Annotated in this window: 12 protein-coding genes; 10 read left to right on the forward strand and 2 right to left on the reverse strand. The window is 62.7% G+C overall.

Going from position 1 to position 14,187, the window contains the following annotated elements:
• Positions 1 to 196 precede the first annotated feature (196 nt).
• Positions 197 to 1,912, reverse strand: coding sequence for a site-specific integrase (locus tag B0G74_RS45035; RefSeq protein ID WP_132384350.1), 1,716 nt, complete (start codon positions 1,910 to 1,912; stop codon positions 197 to 199).
• 436 nt (positions 1,913 to 2,348) lie between these two features.
• Positions 2,349 to 3,740: a PLP-dependent aminotransferase family protein gene (locus tag B0G74_RS45040; RefSeq protein WP_132384351.1), complete on the reverse strand. Its 1,392-nt coding sequence runs from the start codon at positions 3,738 to 3,740 to the stop codon at positions 2,349 to 2,351.
• Positions 3,741 to 4,125: 385 nt separating this feature from the next.
• Between B0G74_RS45040 and B0G74_RS45045 the strand changes: the two genes are divergently transcribed.
• The 10 genes from B0G74_RS45045 to scpA all read left to right on the forward strand — a co-directional run bounded on the left by B0G74_RS45045 (position 4,126) and on the right by scpA (position 14,171).
• A complete protein-coding gene (locus B0G74_RS45045) occupies positions 4,126 to 4,608 on the forward strand; it encodes an MSMEG_0572/Sll0783 family nitrogen starvation response protein (protein ID WP_132384352.1) in 483 nt (160 codons plus the stop codon).
• A gap of 23 nt (positions 4,609 to 4,631) precedes the next feature.
• Positions 4,632 to 5,654, forward strand: a complete 1,023-nt coding sequence (locus tag B0G74_RS45050) for a Nit6803 family nitrilase (protein WP_132384353.1) — start codon at positions 4,632 to 4,634, stop codon at positions 5,652 to 5,654.
• Positions 5,647 to 6,717, forward strand: a complete 1,071-nt coding sequence (locus B0G74_RS45055) for an MSMEG_0568 family radical SAM protein (RefSeq protein ID WP_132384450.1) — start codon at positions 5,647 to 5,649, stop codon at positions 6,715 to 6,717. The genes B0G74_RS45050 and B0G74_RS45055 overlap by 8 nt, the downstream gene beginning before the upstream one ends.
• A 3-nt stretch (positions 6,718 to 6,720) precedes the next feature.
• A complete protein-coding gene (locus B0G74_RS45060) occupies positions 6,721 to 7,281 on the forward strand; it encodes an MSMEG_0567/Sll0786 family nitrogen starvation N-acetyltransferase (RefSeq protein WP_132384354.1) in 561 nt (186 codons plus the stop codon).
• 14 nt (positions 7,282 to 7,295) lie between these two features.
• Positions 7,296 to 8,297, forward strand: a complete 1,002-nt coding sequence (locus B0G74_RS45065; protein WP_132384451.1) for a sll0787 family AIR synthase-like protein — start codon at positions 7,296 to 7,298, stop codon at positions 8,295 to 8,297.
• On the forward strand, positions 8,294 to 9,499 hold the full coding sequence (locus B0G74_RS45070) for an MSMEG_0565 family glycosyltransferase (protein WP_132384355.1): 1,206 nt from the start codon (positions 8,294 to 8,296) through the stop codon (positions 9,497 to 9,499). Before B0G74_RS45065 ends, B0G74_RS45070 begins: the two co-directional genes overlap by 4 nt.
• On the forward strand, positions 9,499 to 9,783 hold the full coding sequence (locus B0G74_RS45075; protein WP_018420677.1) for an MSMEG_0570 family nitrogen starvation response protein: 285 nt from the start codon (positions 9,499 to 9,501) through the stop codon (positions 9,781 to 9,783). The genes B0G74_RS45070 and B0G74_RS45075 overlap by 1 nt, the downstream gene beginning before the upstream one ends.
• A gap of 62 nt (positions 9,784 to 9,845) precedes the next feature.
• Positions 9,846 to 11,150 carry an MSMEG_0569 family flavin-dependent oxidoreductase gene (locus tag B0G74_RS45080; protein WP_132384356.1) on the forward strand — a complete coding sequence of 435 codons (1,305 nt, stop codon included), beginning with the start codon at positions 9,846 to 9,848 and terminating at the stop codon, positions 11,148 to 11,150.
• Positions 11,151 to 11,154: 4 nt separating this feature from the next.
• Positions 11,155 to 11,988: a Pnap_2097 family protein gene (locus B0G74_RS45085; RefSeq protein ID WP_132384452.1), complete on the forward strand. Its 834-nt coding sequence runs from the start codon at positions 11,155 to 11,157 to the stop codon at positions 11,986 to 11,988.
• Positions 11,985 to 14,171: a methylmalonyl-CoA mutase gene (gene scpA / locus B0G74_RS45090; protein WP_243658629.1), complete on the forward strand. Its 2,187-nt coding sequence runs from the start codon at positions 11,985 to 11,987 to the stop codon at positions 14,169 to 14,171. Before B0G74_RS45085 ends, scpA begins: the two co-directional genes overlap by 4 nt.
• Positions 14,172 to 14,187 lie beyond the last annotated feature (16 nt).

Consider the following 14,187-nt stretch of genomic DNA (forward strand, 5'->3'; position numbering starts at 1 on the left):
TCTCGTAGGCGAGTGAGCAGGCTGTCCATCGCTCCGATGATGCCAGCGATGGTCGCCGGCATGGGGCCACTGGCTGCCTGACATCACTAAAGTGGGCGGAGGATTGCGCGCTCCGCTTGCCGGTTTGTACCGGCGATCGAACCGTCATCAGGAAACGGTCAACCATCGTGCCGGTCGGTCATGCAGGTTGTCGCGCTCACTTCCGGGTCGTAAACGCCTCACTGATCTGCCGCGCGCGCTTAACCTCGCCACTGTGCAGGTAGATCGAGGTGGTCGATACCGAGGCGTGCCGCAGGTTGTCGCGCACCGTGGTAAGTTCGGCGCCGTGACCGAGCGCGTAGGTAGCGTGGGTGTGCCGCAACCAGTGGGGGCTGGCGCGGCGCAGCTTCTCCGCGAGCGGTGGGTGATCGGTTTCGATGGCACTGGCGGCAAGGACGAGAAAGCGCTCAAGCACGCTCCACAGGCGCACGCTGCTGATGGCCGCGCTACTGTCCGCGTCCGGGCTGCCGATGACCGGTGTGTCCGGCCGCCAGCGCGCGGCGGTAGTCGGCAGGTGCCGCTGGGCCAGATAGCGGGCGAGGGCGTCCCACGCGAGCGGCGGCAGCGCCACCCGCGCGACCTTGCCGCCTTTGCCGGTGACGCGCAGCCAGTGCTCGCCGCGTGCGTCCGTCTCGACGTGGCCGAGCGTCGCGCCGACCAGTTCACTCGCGCGCAAACCCGTCGCAAAGCCGAAATCGAGCAGGAACCGCAAGCGCTGCGCGGCCGGAACCGTCCAGCCGTGAGACCATTCCAGGCCGTCGGCTATTGTACGAACCAGTGCCCATTCTCCGTCGGTAAAGGCACGCGACGCGTTGAGCGCCGCTGCCGTCTTGCCGCCGCGCACCTTGATGCCCGCAAACGGATTGGCCAGCACGTAGCGCTGTTCGACCAGCCAGCGGAACAGGGCGCCGAGAATCGACAGCGCGTGCGCGACCGAGCGCGCCGACAGGGTGCCGTTAAACGGCCGCCAGTCCGGTGACGTGCGCGGGCGCATCGGGCCGATCCAGCGTCCCCGCGGCGCCGGATGGCGCAGGAACGTCCGGTACGCAATCGCGTCCTCGGTCGAGAGCGATGACAGCGCGCGGCCGCGCTCGACGATGGCCCAGAGGATCAGCCGCTCGGCTTCCTTGCGGTAGGTCCGCTGCGTGGCGGGCGACTCGTGCAGGGACAGCCACGTCTGCACGGCCTGGTAGTCGTTGGACGCGTCGAGCGTGCAGGTAGTGGGTGGCGCGCGGAACGTGCCGGCGGAGCCGTCGACCTCGTGCGGCAGTTTAAGGGTTTCCCACGGCACGATGTCGCCGCGGTGGCTGGCGACCACCAGCGCACGCGCCCTGTCCGTGAGCGCGGGCCAGGCGGCGAAGAACGCCTCGATCGAACGGGCGCTCGCCATGCCAAGTCCCGGCACAGCCTTCCACCACTGGCGCCGGCGCGGAATGCGCACCGTGAGATCGGCGAGTGTCCTGATGCCGTACGCGTGTAGCACGCGCACCGCGCGCGGGGAAAACCACTGCGCGACGTCGTCGGCGATCTGCGGTTCCGGCGGGCGCTCGGTGCGCAGCGCATCGATCGCCTGCGCCACGCCTTTCGCGTGCTGCTCACGTCCCGCTACCGGATGAGTGAGGAGTGCGACGAGATCGTCGCGATGGGCCGCGCGGGCAATGTCCAGCAGTTTGCTGCGGATGCGCCCGAGCACGCCGCGCGCCGATTTCCCGTCACCGAGTGCGGAGGGCAGGTAACGCGCCACGGCCTGCCGCACAGACACCCCGGCGTACCACGCGCGCAGCACGGCAAGTTCGTCGGCGCCGGGAAAACCGGATCCGGAAGATTCAGCGTCAGCAGCAGGCGCGCAGGGCGGGGTGAGGCGCGTTTTCATAGGCCCGAGTTTAGCCTGAAAACAGACGCCTTTAGATAAGAAAACTTATCTTTATAGCGCGCTCCACCTTGAGCTAGTTGAATCGAATCTCGCTTTGAAGCGCGTGCTCAGTTTTGTTGAAAATTCGAGGAAACGAAGGTTGGATAGTCGGCGCTATCCGCCCCCTCGCGTTTGAAGGAAACATGGGGGAAGAGGGCGACGAGAACCGCTCACACGACAAGATCTTGCTACCTTTCAACCGCTCTGGTTGCTATCCTTGCTGGAAAAACTGTCACTTGCCGTCCGACCCATTTGCGCGATGAAGCCTTGCGCTTCGGTGAGATCAGGGTCGGATACCAGGTGTCTTCGACAGAATGCGCTTTTCAGACTTTAAAAACTGTGCGACAGACGGGCGCATTCAGCGCAACTTGTGCGACGAACGCCGCCAGCCTTCGGATCACATCATCGGCATATGCAGATGATGCGGGTCTTCTAGCGTATCGGCGACCCGTTGCAGCCCGTCGCGGCAATCGTCGCGGTTCTGCGGCCCACCAATGCAGAGGCGGATCGCATTCGGCGGATTGCCGTCGGTCGAAAACGCCGCGCCCGCGACTGCCCCGATGCCCTGATTGCGCAGCTGCAATGCGAGTTCGGACGCGCTCCAGCTGCATTGCGTCGGAATCGGTAGCCACAGATGGAAGCCGTCCGGGTGCGCTTCGTACCGCCAGTCCGCGAGCACTTGCGCTGCGATCTCCTGCCGCGCATGGGCTTCGGCGCGGATCGCGCGCAGCATGTCGGTTGCGGTGCCGTCGTTGATCCATTGTGTCGCGAGCAGCATCGTGTAGGGGTTCGGCATTACGGTCGTCGCACGCAACGCGCCTGCAATCCGCTGCGTCTGCCGTACGGTCGGCGCGCACAGATACGCCACCCGCAAACCCGCACCAAAACTCTTGGACATCCCCGTAACGTAGAACGTCAACTCCGGCGCAAGCGAAGCAAGCGACATTGGCGCGTCTTGTGGGAGCATCGCGTATGCGTCGTCTTCGATGATCGGCACGCTATAGCGCAACGCGACGTCCGCAAGCGCTTCGCGACGCTGCACGGAAAGCGTCAGCGTGCTTGGGTTTTGCAGTGTCGGATTGCAGTAGAACGCGCGGGGCGTTTCCGCTTTGCAGAGCGCTTCGAGCGCATGCGGCAACGGCCCTTCGTCGTCCCGCGGCAAAGCCTGCAAACGCACGCCGAGTTGCGATGCAATCGCCTTGATGCCGGGATACGCGAGCGAGTCGAGACAGATGGTCTCACCGGGGCGCGCCAGCTGCGACACTAGTGCGACCAGCACGCTATGAATGCCGGGGCACACCAACGTTCGGTCATCCTCACAATCGGGCACGCGTTGCCGAAGCCAGTTGCGGCCCGCTGCGCGATCCGCCGCCGTGCCGCCGAAGTCCTGATAGCGCAACAGACGATACGGGTCCGCACTCAGCATCAACTTCGCGGTGGACTGGCGAAGCCGCACGGCAAGCTCGGGCGGTTCGGGCGGCATGTTCATGGACATCTCGACGCTGCTGCCCGCTGTGAGCGGCAAGCTCGGCGTGCGGCCTCGCACGAATGTGCCGCTCCCCGCGCGAGCGTCGAGCAGGCCACGCTTGCGCGCCTCCGCATACGCACGCGCGACGGTCGTGTAGTTCAGTTGCAGCGCGCCCGCGAGCTCGCGCAAACCGGGCAAACGGTCGCGCGGGCGCAGCCGGCCACTCGCGACGTCTTCTTCGATCAGATCCGGTATTACCAGATAGGCCGGTGTGCGGCTTTCTTCGAGCCGTTTGAGCCAGTGATGCATCAACGTATTCATGATGGCGTGCCCGTTCAAATTCCCTAATTCACAGTACCACGCTGTATCTGCAAAAGGTAATCAAGATCGCATCCGAATAATCGTTTGATCGCATTGATCGGGGCAGTGCACTCTTTCGGGAATGCATGCACTATCAAGATGCGAAAAATGCTCGGATAGCGTGCCGCATCAACGCGTTACCAAACTCTCGCTGTTCGCTGAAGCGCCTGCCAGACCGCTCTCCGAAAAAATTTTTGGGGCGTCTCTGATAATTTCCGTTTGATTGATCGGAAGATGATTGCATTTTTCGGGCCGCTGATTGGCATAGCCGTTGCGTTAATGCCATCGCCGATACATCCATTGATCGGAATTCATTTTCAACTGACGCGATAAACCGGAGAGTGCCATGCCATCAGTCAATCAACCCCTTCATAAGAGCGGCGATTATCTGGTCGACTACGAGGAGAAAGTCTTCGAGGACGTCAAGGCCGAGCCGGGCGAGAAAGCGCTCGTGACCTTCCATACGGTCGCGTTCGAAGGTTCGATCGGCTTTGTGAATCTGCTTCAGGCCACGCGCCTCAAGCGCAAAGGCTTCGATACGTCGGTGCTGCTGTATGGCCCGGGCGTCACGCTGGGTCTGCAACGCGGTTTCCCGACGCTCGGCGACGAAGCGTTTCCGGGTCACCTGAACTTCAACAAGCAGTTGATCAAGTTCATGGAGGAAGGCGGCAAGGTCTATGCATGCCGCTTCGCGCTGCAGGCGCTGTACGGCCACGGCGAAGCGTCGCTGATCGAAGGCATCCGTCCAATCAGTCCGCTCGACGTGCTCGACATCCAGCTACTCCATCGCAAGGAGAACGCGCTGGTCATCCACACCTGGACCGTCTGACCGAGTCAGGGAAGCACATCATCATGTCCGATAAACGCGTCATTCGCGCCGCTGCCGTCCAGATCGCGCCGGACCTCGAACGTGCTGCCGGCACGCTCGACAAGGTCTGCGCGGCGATCGACGAAGCTGCCGGCAAAGGCGTGCAGCTGATCGTCTTTCCCGAGACGTTCGTGCCGTACTACCCGTACTTTTCTTTCGTGCGGCCACCGGTTGCGTCGGGTGCGGATCATATGCGGCTCTACGACGAAGCGGTCGTCGTGCCGGGGCCGGTCACGCATGCGGTCGCGGAGCGTGCGCGAATGCACGGGATGGTGGTGGTGCTCGGCGTCAACGAGCGTGATCACGGCAGCCTGTACAACACGCAACTGATCTTCGACGCGGATGGGCGGCTCGTGCTGAAGCGCCGAAAGATCACGCCCACCTTTCATGAACGCATGATCTGGGGGCAGGGCGACGCGGCGGGCCTCAAGGTCGCGCAAACGGCCATTGCACGGGTCGGCGCACTTGCGTGCTGGGAACACTACAACCCGCTTGCGCGTTATGCACTGATGACCCAGCACGAAGAGATTCATTGCGCGCAATTTCCCGGCTCGCTGGTCGGGCCGATTTTCGCCGAGCAGATCGAAGTAACGATCCGCCATCACGCGCTCGAATCGGGCTGCTTCGTCGTCAACTCGACGGGCTGGCTGACCGATGCACAGATCGACTCCGTGACGAGCGATCCAAAGTTGCAAAAAGCGCTGCGCGGCGGCTGCATGACCGCCATCGTGTCGCCGGAAGGCCAGCATCTCTGCGAGCCGTTGCGCGAAGGCGAGGGCATGGTGATCGCCGATCTCGACATGTCGCTGATCACAAAACGCAAACGCATGATGGATTCGGTCGGTCACTATGCGCGGCCCGAACTGCTGCGTCTTGCGGTCAATGATTCGCCCGCATTGCCCGTCACGTCGATGGCCCCGGCCGACGACGCCTTCCACGCCACTATAGGAGCCTTCCATGAGCGCACGCGAGAATGTGTCGGCAGCGAGCCGGCAATTGATGACTGAATTGCAGTCGACGGGACTGCGTCTCGTCGATCCGCATGCGGGCGCTGCGAGCCGGCGCGGCGGCGCCGGTCCGTCGGACCACAAGGCGGTCACTGTCGACGGCGTGACGATCATGGTGCCCGTGCATACCAGCACCGCGTGGAATTCGCCGTTCGTTGCGGCGCAACCGGATGTCAGCGGCACCAGCGCGCTGATGCGCGGCACGATCCCGATTGCGAATATCAGTTTCCCGAAGCCGCCGCGCTTCTATGCGTTGCAGACACTCGACGGTGTGCCGTATTCGCACATCGCTACGCTGCATAGCAAGGACGTGCTCGCCACCACGGTACTTCAAACCTGCATCCGTTACGAAAGCCGTCGCAAGACATGCAAGTTCTGCGCAATCGGGCAGTCGCTCGCGGCGGGTCGCACGATTGCACGCAAGACGCCCGAGCAACTCGCGGAAGTCGCGCGTGCCGCGGTCCTGCTCGATGGCGTCAAGCATATGGTACTGACGACCGGCACGCCCGCGACTTCCGATCGCGGCGCGCAGATTCTGTGCGACAGCGCATTCGCGATCAAGGCGGCTGTCGATCTGCCGATCCAGGCGCAGTGCGAACCGCCCGACGACGACCGCTGGTTCGAACGCATGAAAGCGAGCGGCATCGATACGCTTGGCATGCATCTCGAAGTGGTCACGCCCGAAGTGCGCGAGCGTGTGATGCCCGGCAAGGCGAGCGTGCCGCTGTCGCGCTACATGGAAGCATTCGAGGCGGCGGTGGCCGTGTTCGGACGCGGCCAGGTCAGCACGTACATACTCGCGGGTCTCGGCGATACGGCCGACGCGATCGTCGCGATGGCGCGCGAACTGATCGACCTTGGCGTGTATCCGTTCGTCGTGCCCTTCGTGCCGATCAGCGGCACGCCGCTCGAAGATCACCCGGCGCCGACGCCAGAGTTCATGCGTTCGGTGCTCGCGCCGATCGGCGTGATGCTCGCCGAGGCTGGGATGCGCTCGGCGGATATCAAAGCCGGTTGCGGCAAGTGCGGTGCGTGTTCGTCGCTGTCTTCGTACGAGGAGTGATTCATGTTCTGCGACGCAACCGATACCTTGACGCTCGACGCCGCCTATACGCCGAGCGAGTTTCGCATCAAGTGGACGACGCTCCCGTGGGAAGCTGACGAAGCGTACAAGCTGCGCCGTGCGGTGTTTTGCGTCGAGCAGGGCATTTTCGTCGGCGACGATCGCGACGAGATCGACACGCATGCGCATCTGCTCGTCGCGTTGAGTTGTGTCGCCGGCATGCCGGAACAGGTGGTGGGCACCGTGCGCATTCACGAGAGCGAGCCTGGCGTGTGGGTCGGTTCGCGGTTGGCCGTCCATGCGGCGTTCCGCTCGTACGGCAAGATCGGCTCCTCACTGATCCGGCTGGCAGTGAGCAGTGCGCATGCACTCGGATGCGAGAGTTTTTTTGCGCACGTGCAGAGCCAGAACGTGCCGCTATTCAAGCGGTTGCGCTGGGACACGATCCAGGAAGAGACGTTGTTCGGGCGTTCGCATCATCTGATGCAGGCGCAACTCGACGCGTATCCGCCGTGCGCGACGCCCGAGAGCGGTTTCGTGGTGCCGTATCGGAGAGCGTCATGAGCCGTGCGAACGCGATTGACGTGAAGCGCCTCGTCGAACGATTGCGCGCAAGCCGTGGCTTTCAGCACAAGACGGATATCGCGGGCGTGGTCGCATCACTGGCAAGCCGCTTGCCGCGAGGCACCGACGACCTCGCACAGGCGGTGGGCGTCGGCGACGCTTGCGCGGCGATTCGCGATGGCGATGGCTACCTGCTCTTTGCAATCGAAGGCATGGTCACGGACTTCGTCGCGGCGATGCCATGGTTTGCGGGCTACAGCAGCGTGATGGTCAACGTCAGCGATATCTACGCGATGGGCGGCCGTCCGCTCGCAGTCGTGGACGCGTTGTGGAGCGACGGCATCGATTCGGCCGATCAGGTACTGGCGGGCATGGCGGCAGCATCGGTCGCGTATCGCGTGCCGGTGGTTGGTGGACATACGAATACGCGCAGCGCGACGTCGCAACTCGCGGTGTCGATCGTTGGCCGTGCGCAGGCTTTGTTGTCGAGCTTTCATGCCCGTCCCGGCGATCGTCTGTTGATGGCGGTCGATCTGCGAGGGCGTTTCGAAGATCCGCATCCTTTCTGGAATGCGTCGGTCGGCTCGCCTGCCGAACGCTTGCGCGCTGACCTGGAGCTGCTGCCGTCACTCGCGGAAGACGGTCTGTGCGATGCAGCCAAAGACATCAGCATGGCGGGTACGCTCGGCACCGCGCTGATGTTGCTCGAATGCTCGAAGGTCGGCGCGCGCATCGACCTCGATGCGATTCCGCGTCCGGATGGCGTCGATTTTGAGCGCTGGCTCAGCGCGTTCCCGAGCTACGGATTCCTGCTGTCGGTACGCGAGGCGAACGTCGAGCAGGTGGTCGCGCGCTTTGCCGCCCGTTCGCTCGCGTGCGCGGAAATCGGCATCGTCGATGTGTCGCACGAAGTCGTGCTTCATCAGCGCGATGAGTCCGCGTTGCTGTGGGACTTCCGCGATGGCGCATTCATCGGCGCCGGCACCGTCGCCCTGGCCAGAGACCTCGCATCATGAACGGCGCGTCGTTGCGCATCGCGCTGTTCACGCATTCGGTCAATCCGCGCGGCGGCGTCGTGCATACGCTCGAACTGGCACAGGCACTCCATATGCACGGCCGTCACGTGACGATCTTCGCGCCGGCCGCCGACGGTGACGTGATGTTTCGTGAATCTCCATGCAATGTCGTGCTCGCGCCGGTGACTGAAGCGGAAACGAATACCGTCGACATGGTCGGTGCACGGATTCAAGCGTTGAAACGCGCCTTCATGCGAATGCATCGCGAGCACGATGCAGACGCATTTGATGTGCTGCATGCGCAGGACAGCATCAGCGGCAACGCACTGGCCGAACTGAAGGAAGAAGGCGCGATTCACGGCTTCGTGCGCACGGTCCATCATCTCGACCACTTCGCGGACCCGAAGCTCGCGCAGTGGCAAACGCGAGCGTGGCGCGATGCGGACGCCGTGCTTTGCGTGAGCGACACGTGGACCCGTCAGATGCGCGACGTCTATCACGTCGACGCTCTAACGGTGCCAAACGGCGTGGATGTACAGCGCTTTAGCGCGACCGCAGCGATGCCTGGCGAAGGGCCCGCATTGCGCGCGAAGCTCGGGGTCGTCGGCGCGCCGGTCGTGCTCGCGGTCGGCGGTATCGAGGCTCGCAAGAACACGATGATGCTGCTCGATGCATTTGCACAAGTGCGTGCTACGCACCCCAATGCGCAACTCGTGATCGCAGGCGGCGCGAGTCTGCTCGATCACAACGCGTACACGCGTGAATTTTTCGCGCGGGCCGCGTCGCTGGGTCTCGCGATCGGTGAGGGCGAACCGGTTCTCGTCTCAGGGCCGATCGACGATGCGCTTATTCCCGCGCTATTGCGTTGCGCCGACGCGGTCGCGATGGTGTCGCTGCGCGAAGGCTTCGGCCTCGTCGTACTGGAAGCGTTGGCATCGGGCAAGCCGGTAGTCGTCTCACGCATCGCGCCGTTCACCGAATACCTCAACGACACGCTGTGCCATTGGGCCGATCCGAACGACGCCGCATCGATTTCGTGCGCGTTGCGCGATGCGCTGGATCGACCAAACGCAACCGACTTCGTCCATGCGGTGCCCGCATTGCTCGGCCGGTTCAACTGGCTGACGAGCGCGCGCCGTCATCTCGACATCTATCAGCACTGGCTTGCGAAGCAGCCGTGCAACACCACTGAGGACCTGTGATGCCAGTCATGCACTTTCGCATTCAATGGCCCGACGGCACCGAAGCGAACTGCTATTCGCCGTCGACCGTCGTCAGCGACTTCTTCACGCCGGGCACGCGCTATCCCGTCGACGATTTTGTGCGGCGCTCGCGCGAAGCGCTCCATATTGGCTCGGAACGGGTACGCGAGAAATTCGGCTTCGCCTGTTCGTCCGCAATGGACCAGCTCGCGCAAATCGAAGCGCACGCCGCGCGCTTCGCTGCGCAGCCGGATGCCACGGTGACCGTGCTCGCGCTCGGCTGACGTTGCGTACCGTTCGCTCAACCGCTCAATCAATCATCGACATTTTCCTGGAGGAGCAAGTCATGTCAAGCACAGCAATCCCACAGCAACGAATCTCCGAAAGCGGCCATTACAGCGTGCTGGTGATCGGCGGCGGTCAGGCAGGATTGTCGATCAGCTCTTACCTGAAGCAAGCCGGTATCGATCATCTGGTGTTCGAAAAGAACACCGTCACGCATACGTGGCGCAACCAGCGCTGGGATGCATTCTGTCTCGTCACGCCGAACTGGCAATGCGCGTTGCCGGGGAATCCGTATGAAGGCGACGATCCGCACGGCTTCATGAAGAAGGACGAGATCATCGCGTACCTTGACAGGTTCGTTGCGAAGCTCGATGCCCCCGTGCTCGAACACACGGCCGTGCAACGCGTGACGCGTGGAATCGATGGGCGCTATGCAGTGAATTCGTCGGCGGGCCCGTTTACGGCGGATCATGTGGTGGTCGCGTCGGGCGGCTATCACACACCGATCGTGCCGCGCATGGCAGAGCGTCTGCCCGCTGGCATCGTGCAGCTTCAGTCGTCCGAATACCGCAATCCGCAGGCGTTGCCGGATGGAGCGGTGCTGGTCGTCGGCTCGGGACAATCGGGTGCGCAGATCGCGGAAGACCTGCATCTCGCCGGAAAGAAAGTGGTGCTCGCGGTGGGTGAGGCGCCCCGCTGCGCGCGTTTCTATCGCGGGCGCGATGTGGTGGACTGGCTGGCCGACATGCGCTACTACGATATGCCCGTCGAGCAGCATCCATTACGCGAAGGCGTGCGTGACAACACCAATCACTACGTAACCGGTCGTGACGGCGGACGTGATATCGATTTGCGGAAGTTCGCCGCCGAGGGCATGGAACTGTACGGCCGTCTCGAAGATCTGCGCGACGGGCAGTTGCGCTTTACACCGAACCTTGGCGCGAATCTCGACGAAGCGGACGATACGTATAACCGCATCAACGCGAGCATCGACGGCTACATCGAAAGGAATGGCATCGACGCGCCCGCCGGCACGCGTTACGAACCGGTATGGCGACCGCACAGCGAACGCACGACGCTCGATCTCGCGGCGAGCGGCATCACGTCTGTGATCTGGTGTATTGGCTTTACGCCGGACTTTGCGTGGCTCGACGCGCCCGTGTTCAACGGACGCGGCTATCCGGCACATTCGCGTGGCATTACTGCCCTGCCTGGGCTTTATTTCGTTGGCCTTCCGTGGCTGCATACGTGGGGTTCCGGGCGCTTCTCGGGCATCGCTCGCGATGCGCAATATATCGTTGATGCGATCTGTGCTGCGCGCGCGGTGGCGGTCGGCTCAGCGAGCGCGGCAGCGCTCGCTGCATAAGCCGATGCAGCGGTCCTCAGCACGATACCGCGCCGGTATGCCGCAGTTGAGCCTGACGGGCTTGTCGGAAAGCTGGCTGCTAAAGGAGTGCGGACACCTTCATTGGGAAGCGTTAGCACTGGACACGGCCCGCGTGGTGCCTGAGTTCATCGCCGACGATGGGGTTCGATCCTATGCCGCGTTTACCGCGCTCAGCTTGCGTGCGCAATCGCTTGACGGTATCGACGAAAACGATGACTTCAGCATTGACACAGAACTATGTCGCGTCGGTCCGGTGCGTCACTTCAGCCGGCACCGGATCGTCGATGCGCAGCAAACCGTGGCGACGCTGTCGATGATGTCGACCTTCGTCAATCGCACCGAAGCGGGCAACAACCGCTCCGTGGTACGCGCGGCATTCAAGGAACTGGCGGGTGACATCATGTCTGTGCCAGAAGAAGCGGTTGAGATGACCGAGGCGGGCAAGCGCTTTCGTAAAGGCGGAGGCCGTTGCGAGACGAGTGCGAGGATGAGTACTTTGGAGCTTCCCGAGGCGGTCGAGTTTTTGCCTTGCCCCAATAACGATTTCAATGGTGCCGACTTTCTCTATTTCGCTAGTTTCGCTTCGTTTGTCGACCGCGCCGAGTGGCAAACGTATCGCTTTCCCAAACCGCCCGTTACGGTCAGTCGCGACGTGTTCTATCACGGCAATATCAATGTCGGCGATGCGCTTGAAGTGACTTTCGTTGAACGTTCGGTCGATTCCGATGATCTGGCGCACCGGTGCGAAGTAAGGCGTGTGAGCGACGGCCAGAAGATTGCGGATGTCTTGACGAAGAAGCGCTGGAGGAGAGGATGAGCCCACAGGAGAAGCCACGTACCGTGCCGCTCAGGCAGCTTTACACCTCCGCCGATCTGTCAGGTATAGACCACCTCGATAGCTTGCCCGGCAATGCGCCGTTTGTGCGCGGACCTTACCCGTCGATGTACACGCACAAGCCGTGGACGATTCGTCAATACACGGGCTATGCGGACGCCGCGGATTCGAATCTGGCGTTTCGTGCAGCGTTGCAGGACGGCGCGCAAGGCCTGTCGGTTGCGTTCGATCTGCCGACTCAACGCGGCTACGATTCGACCGATGCAGAGGCGCTTGCCGATGTCGGTATGGCGGGCGTTGCAATCGACACCGTCGAAGACATGGCGCGGCTGTTCGCAGGCATTCCGCTCGATCGCGTGTCGGTGTCGATGACCATGAATGGCGCCGTGCTTCCGGTGCTTGCCGCGTTCATCGTCGCGGCGCAGGAGAGCGGCGTCAGTGCCGACGCACTTAGCGGTACGATTCAGAACGACATTCTGAAGGAGTACATGGTCCGCAACACGTGGATTCATGCGCCCGAACCTTCGATGCGGATCGTTGCCGACGTCGCCGATTATCTCGCTGCGCGGATGCCGCGTTTCAATGCGTTATCGGTGTCCGGCTATCACTTCCAGGAGGCCGGTGCAGATCCCGTTCTCGAACTGGCATTGACATTCGCCAATGCGCGCGAATATGTGACGACACTATGCCGGCGCGGTCGCACACCCGACGACGTGTGTGCTCAACTCAGTTTCTTTTTCGGTGTCGGCACGGACTTCTTCGTAGAGGTTGCGAAGCTGCGGGCGGCGCGGATCGTCTGGTCACGCATTGCAGCCGGGTTGGGCGCGCGCTCGACAAAAGCGCTAGCGCTGCGGATGCATTGTCAGACTTCGGGATGGTCGCTCAGCGCGCATCGCCCGCAAAACAACATCGTCCGTACAGCGGTCGAGGCGATGGCGGCGGTATTCGGCGGTACGCAATCCTTGCACACCAACGCGCATGACGAGGCGCTCGCGCTGCCGTCAGCGGCGTCGTCGCGGCTGGCGCGCGACACCCAATTGATCCTGCAACACGAGATGGGTTTATGCGATGTCGTGGATCCGTGGGCCGGCTCATACATGATGGAGTCGCTGACTGCGGACATCGTTGCGAAAACCGAGGCCGCGATGGCCGAAATGGACGCGCACGGCGGTGTGCTCGCGGCGATTCATTCCGGCTGGGTCCAGCAGCGGATCCGCGCTTGCGCGGCGAAAACGCAGGCGCGGATCGATTCGGGCGGCACGCGGATTGTCGGAGAAAATTGCTTTCGCGATGAATCGTCGGACGTCGCACCCGAGTGTCGCGAGGTCGATAACCGGCACGTGCGTCAGCTGCAAGCACTTCGGATCCAGGCGGTGCGTGGCCAGAGGAATGATCGGGACGTGGCTGCAAGTCTTGCGAGGCTCGCCCAGACGGCACGCGACGGGCAAGGGAATCTGCTGGCGGCGACGGTCGAATGTATTCGCTTGCGCGCGACCGTCGGCGAATGCACGCGCGCGCTCGAAGCGGTATGGCCGCGTTACATGCCACCGCGCACGAATAGCACAGGGCACTATGGCAACGAGAGACGCAACGATCCGGATTGGGTTCGCGCGTGTAACGATGTGCAGGCGCTGACCGGGGAGTTGCGCAGACGCCCACGCATCCTGATCGCGAAAATCGGGCAGGACGGTCATGATCGCGGCATGAAGATTGTAGCGGGCGCGTTGTCAGATGCGGGTTTCGAAGTGAGGGAAGGGCAGTTGTTTGAATCAGTCCAGGAGATCGTCGAGCAGACGGTGCAACGCGAATGCCAGGTTCTGGGCATATCGACGATGGCGGGAGCGCACCTGACGGTCGTGCCGCAATTGCTCGCGGAACTTGCCTCAAAGGGACTTGGCATTCCCGTCGTAGTCGGTGGCATCGTGGCGCACGCCCACCATCGGCAGCTATTCGACCACGGGGTAGCGGCGATTTTTGGTCCCGGAACACCTATAGAAACGATCGTCAGTTTTCTGTGTGACTTGAGCGCGAAGCATCGGGTTCGTGAAAGGACGGCCCGAGAGATAAATGCGGCGGTGCCCGATGCGCGCAATGGCGTCGCGCCGCTTCCGTCGATGGTCACCGCTTCCCATTCACCATCGCCGCTGATGACCTTCTCGGAGTGACGCTGGGTGGCAGCCG

This window comes from Paraburkholderia sp. BL9I2N2, from assembly GCF_004339745.1.
Classification (GTDB): Bacteria; Pseudomonadota; Gammaproteobacteria; order Burkholderiales; family Burkholderiaceae; genus Paraburkholderia.

Coding starts and splice junctions, on each gene's coding strand:
- B0G74_RS45085 (WP_132384452.1), top strand. CDS start 11,155: ATGCAGCGGTCCTCAGCACGATACCGCGCCGGTATGCCGCAGTTGAGC.
- B0G74_RS45050 (WP_132384353.1), top strand. CDS start 4,632: ATGTCCGATAAACGCGTCATTCGCGCCGCTGCCGTCCAGATCGCGCCG.
- B0G74_RS45055 (WP_132384450.1), top strand. CDS start 5,647: ATGACTGAATTGCAGTCGACGGGACTGCGTCTCGTCGATCCGCATGCG.
- B0G74_RS45045 (WP_132384352.1), top strand. CDS start 4,126: ATGCCATCAGTCAATCAACCCCTTCATAAGAGCGGCGATTATCTGGTC.
- scpA (WP_243658629.1), top strand. CDS start 11,985: ATGAGCCCACAGGAGAAGCCACGTACCGTGCCGCTCAGGCAGCTTTAC.
- B0G74_RS45070 (WP_132384355.1), top strand. CDS start 8,294: ATGAACGGCGCGTCGTTGCGCATCGCGCTGTTCACGCATTCGGTCAAT.
- B0G74_RS45040 (WP_132384351.1), bottom strand. CDS start 3,740: ATGAATACGTTGATGCATCACTGGCTCAAACGGCTCGAAGAAAGCCGC.
- B0G74_RS45035 (WP_132384350.1), bottom strand. CDS start 1,912: ATGAAAACGCGCCTCACCCCGCCCTGCGCGCCTGCTGCTGACGCTGAA.
- B0G74_RS45075 (WP_018420677.1), top strand. CDS start 9,499: ATGCCAGTCATGCACTTTCGCATTCAATGGCCCGACGGCACCGAAGCG.
- B0G74_RS45080 (WP_132384356.1), top strand. CDS start 9,846: ATGTCAAGCACAGCAATCCCACAGCAACGAATCTCCGAAAGCGGCCAT.
- B0G74_RS45060 (WP_132384354.1), top strand. CDS start 6,721: ATGTTCTGCGACGCAACCGATACCTTGACGCTCGACGCCGCCTATACG.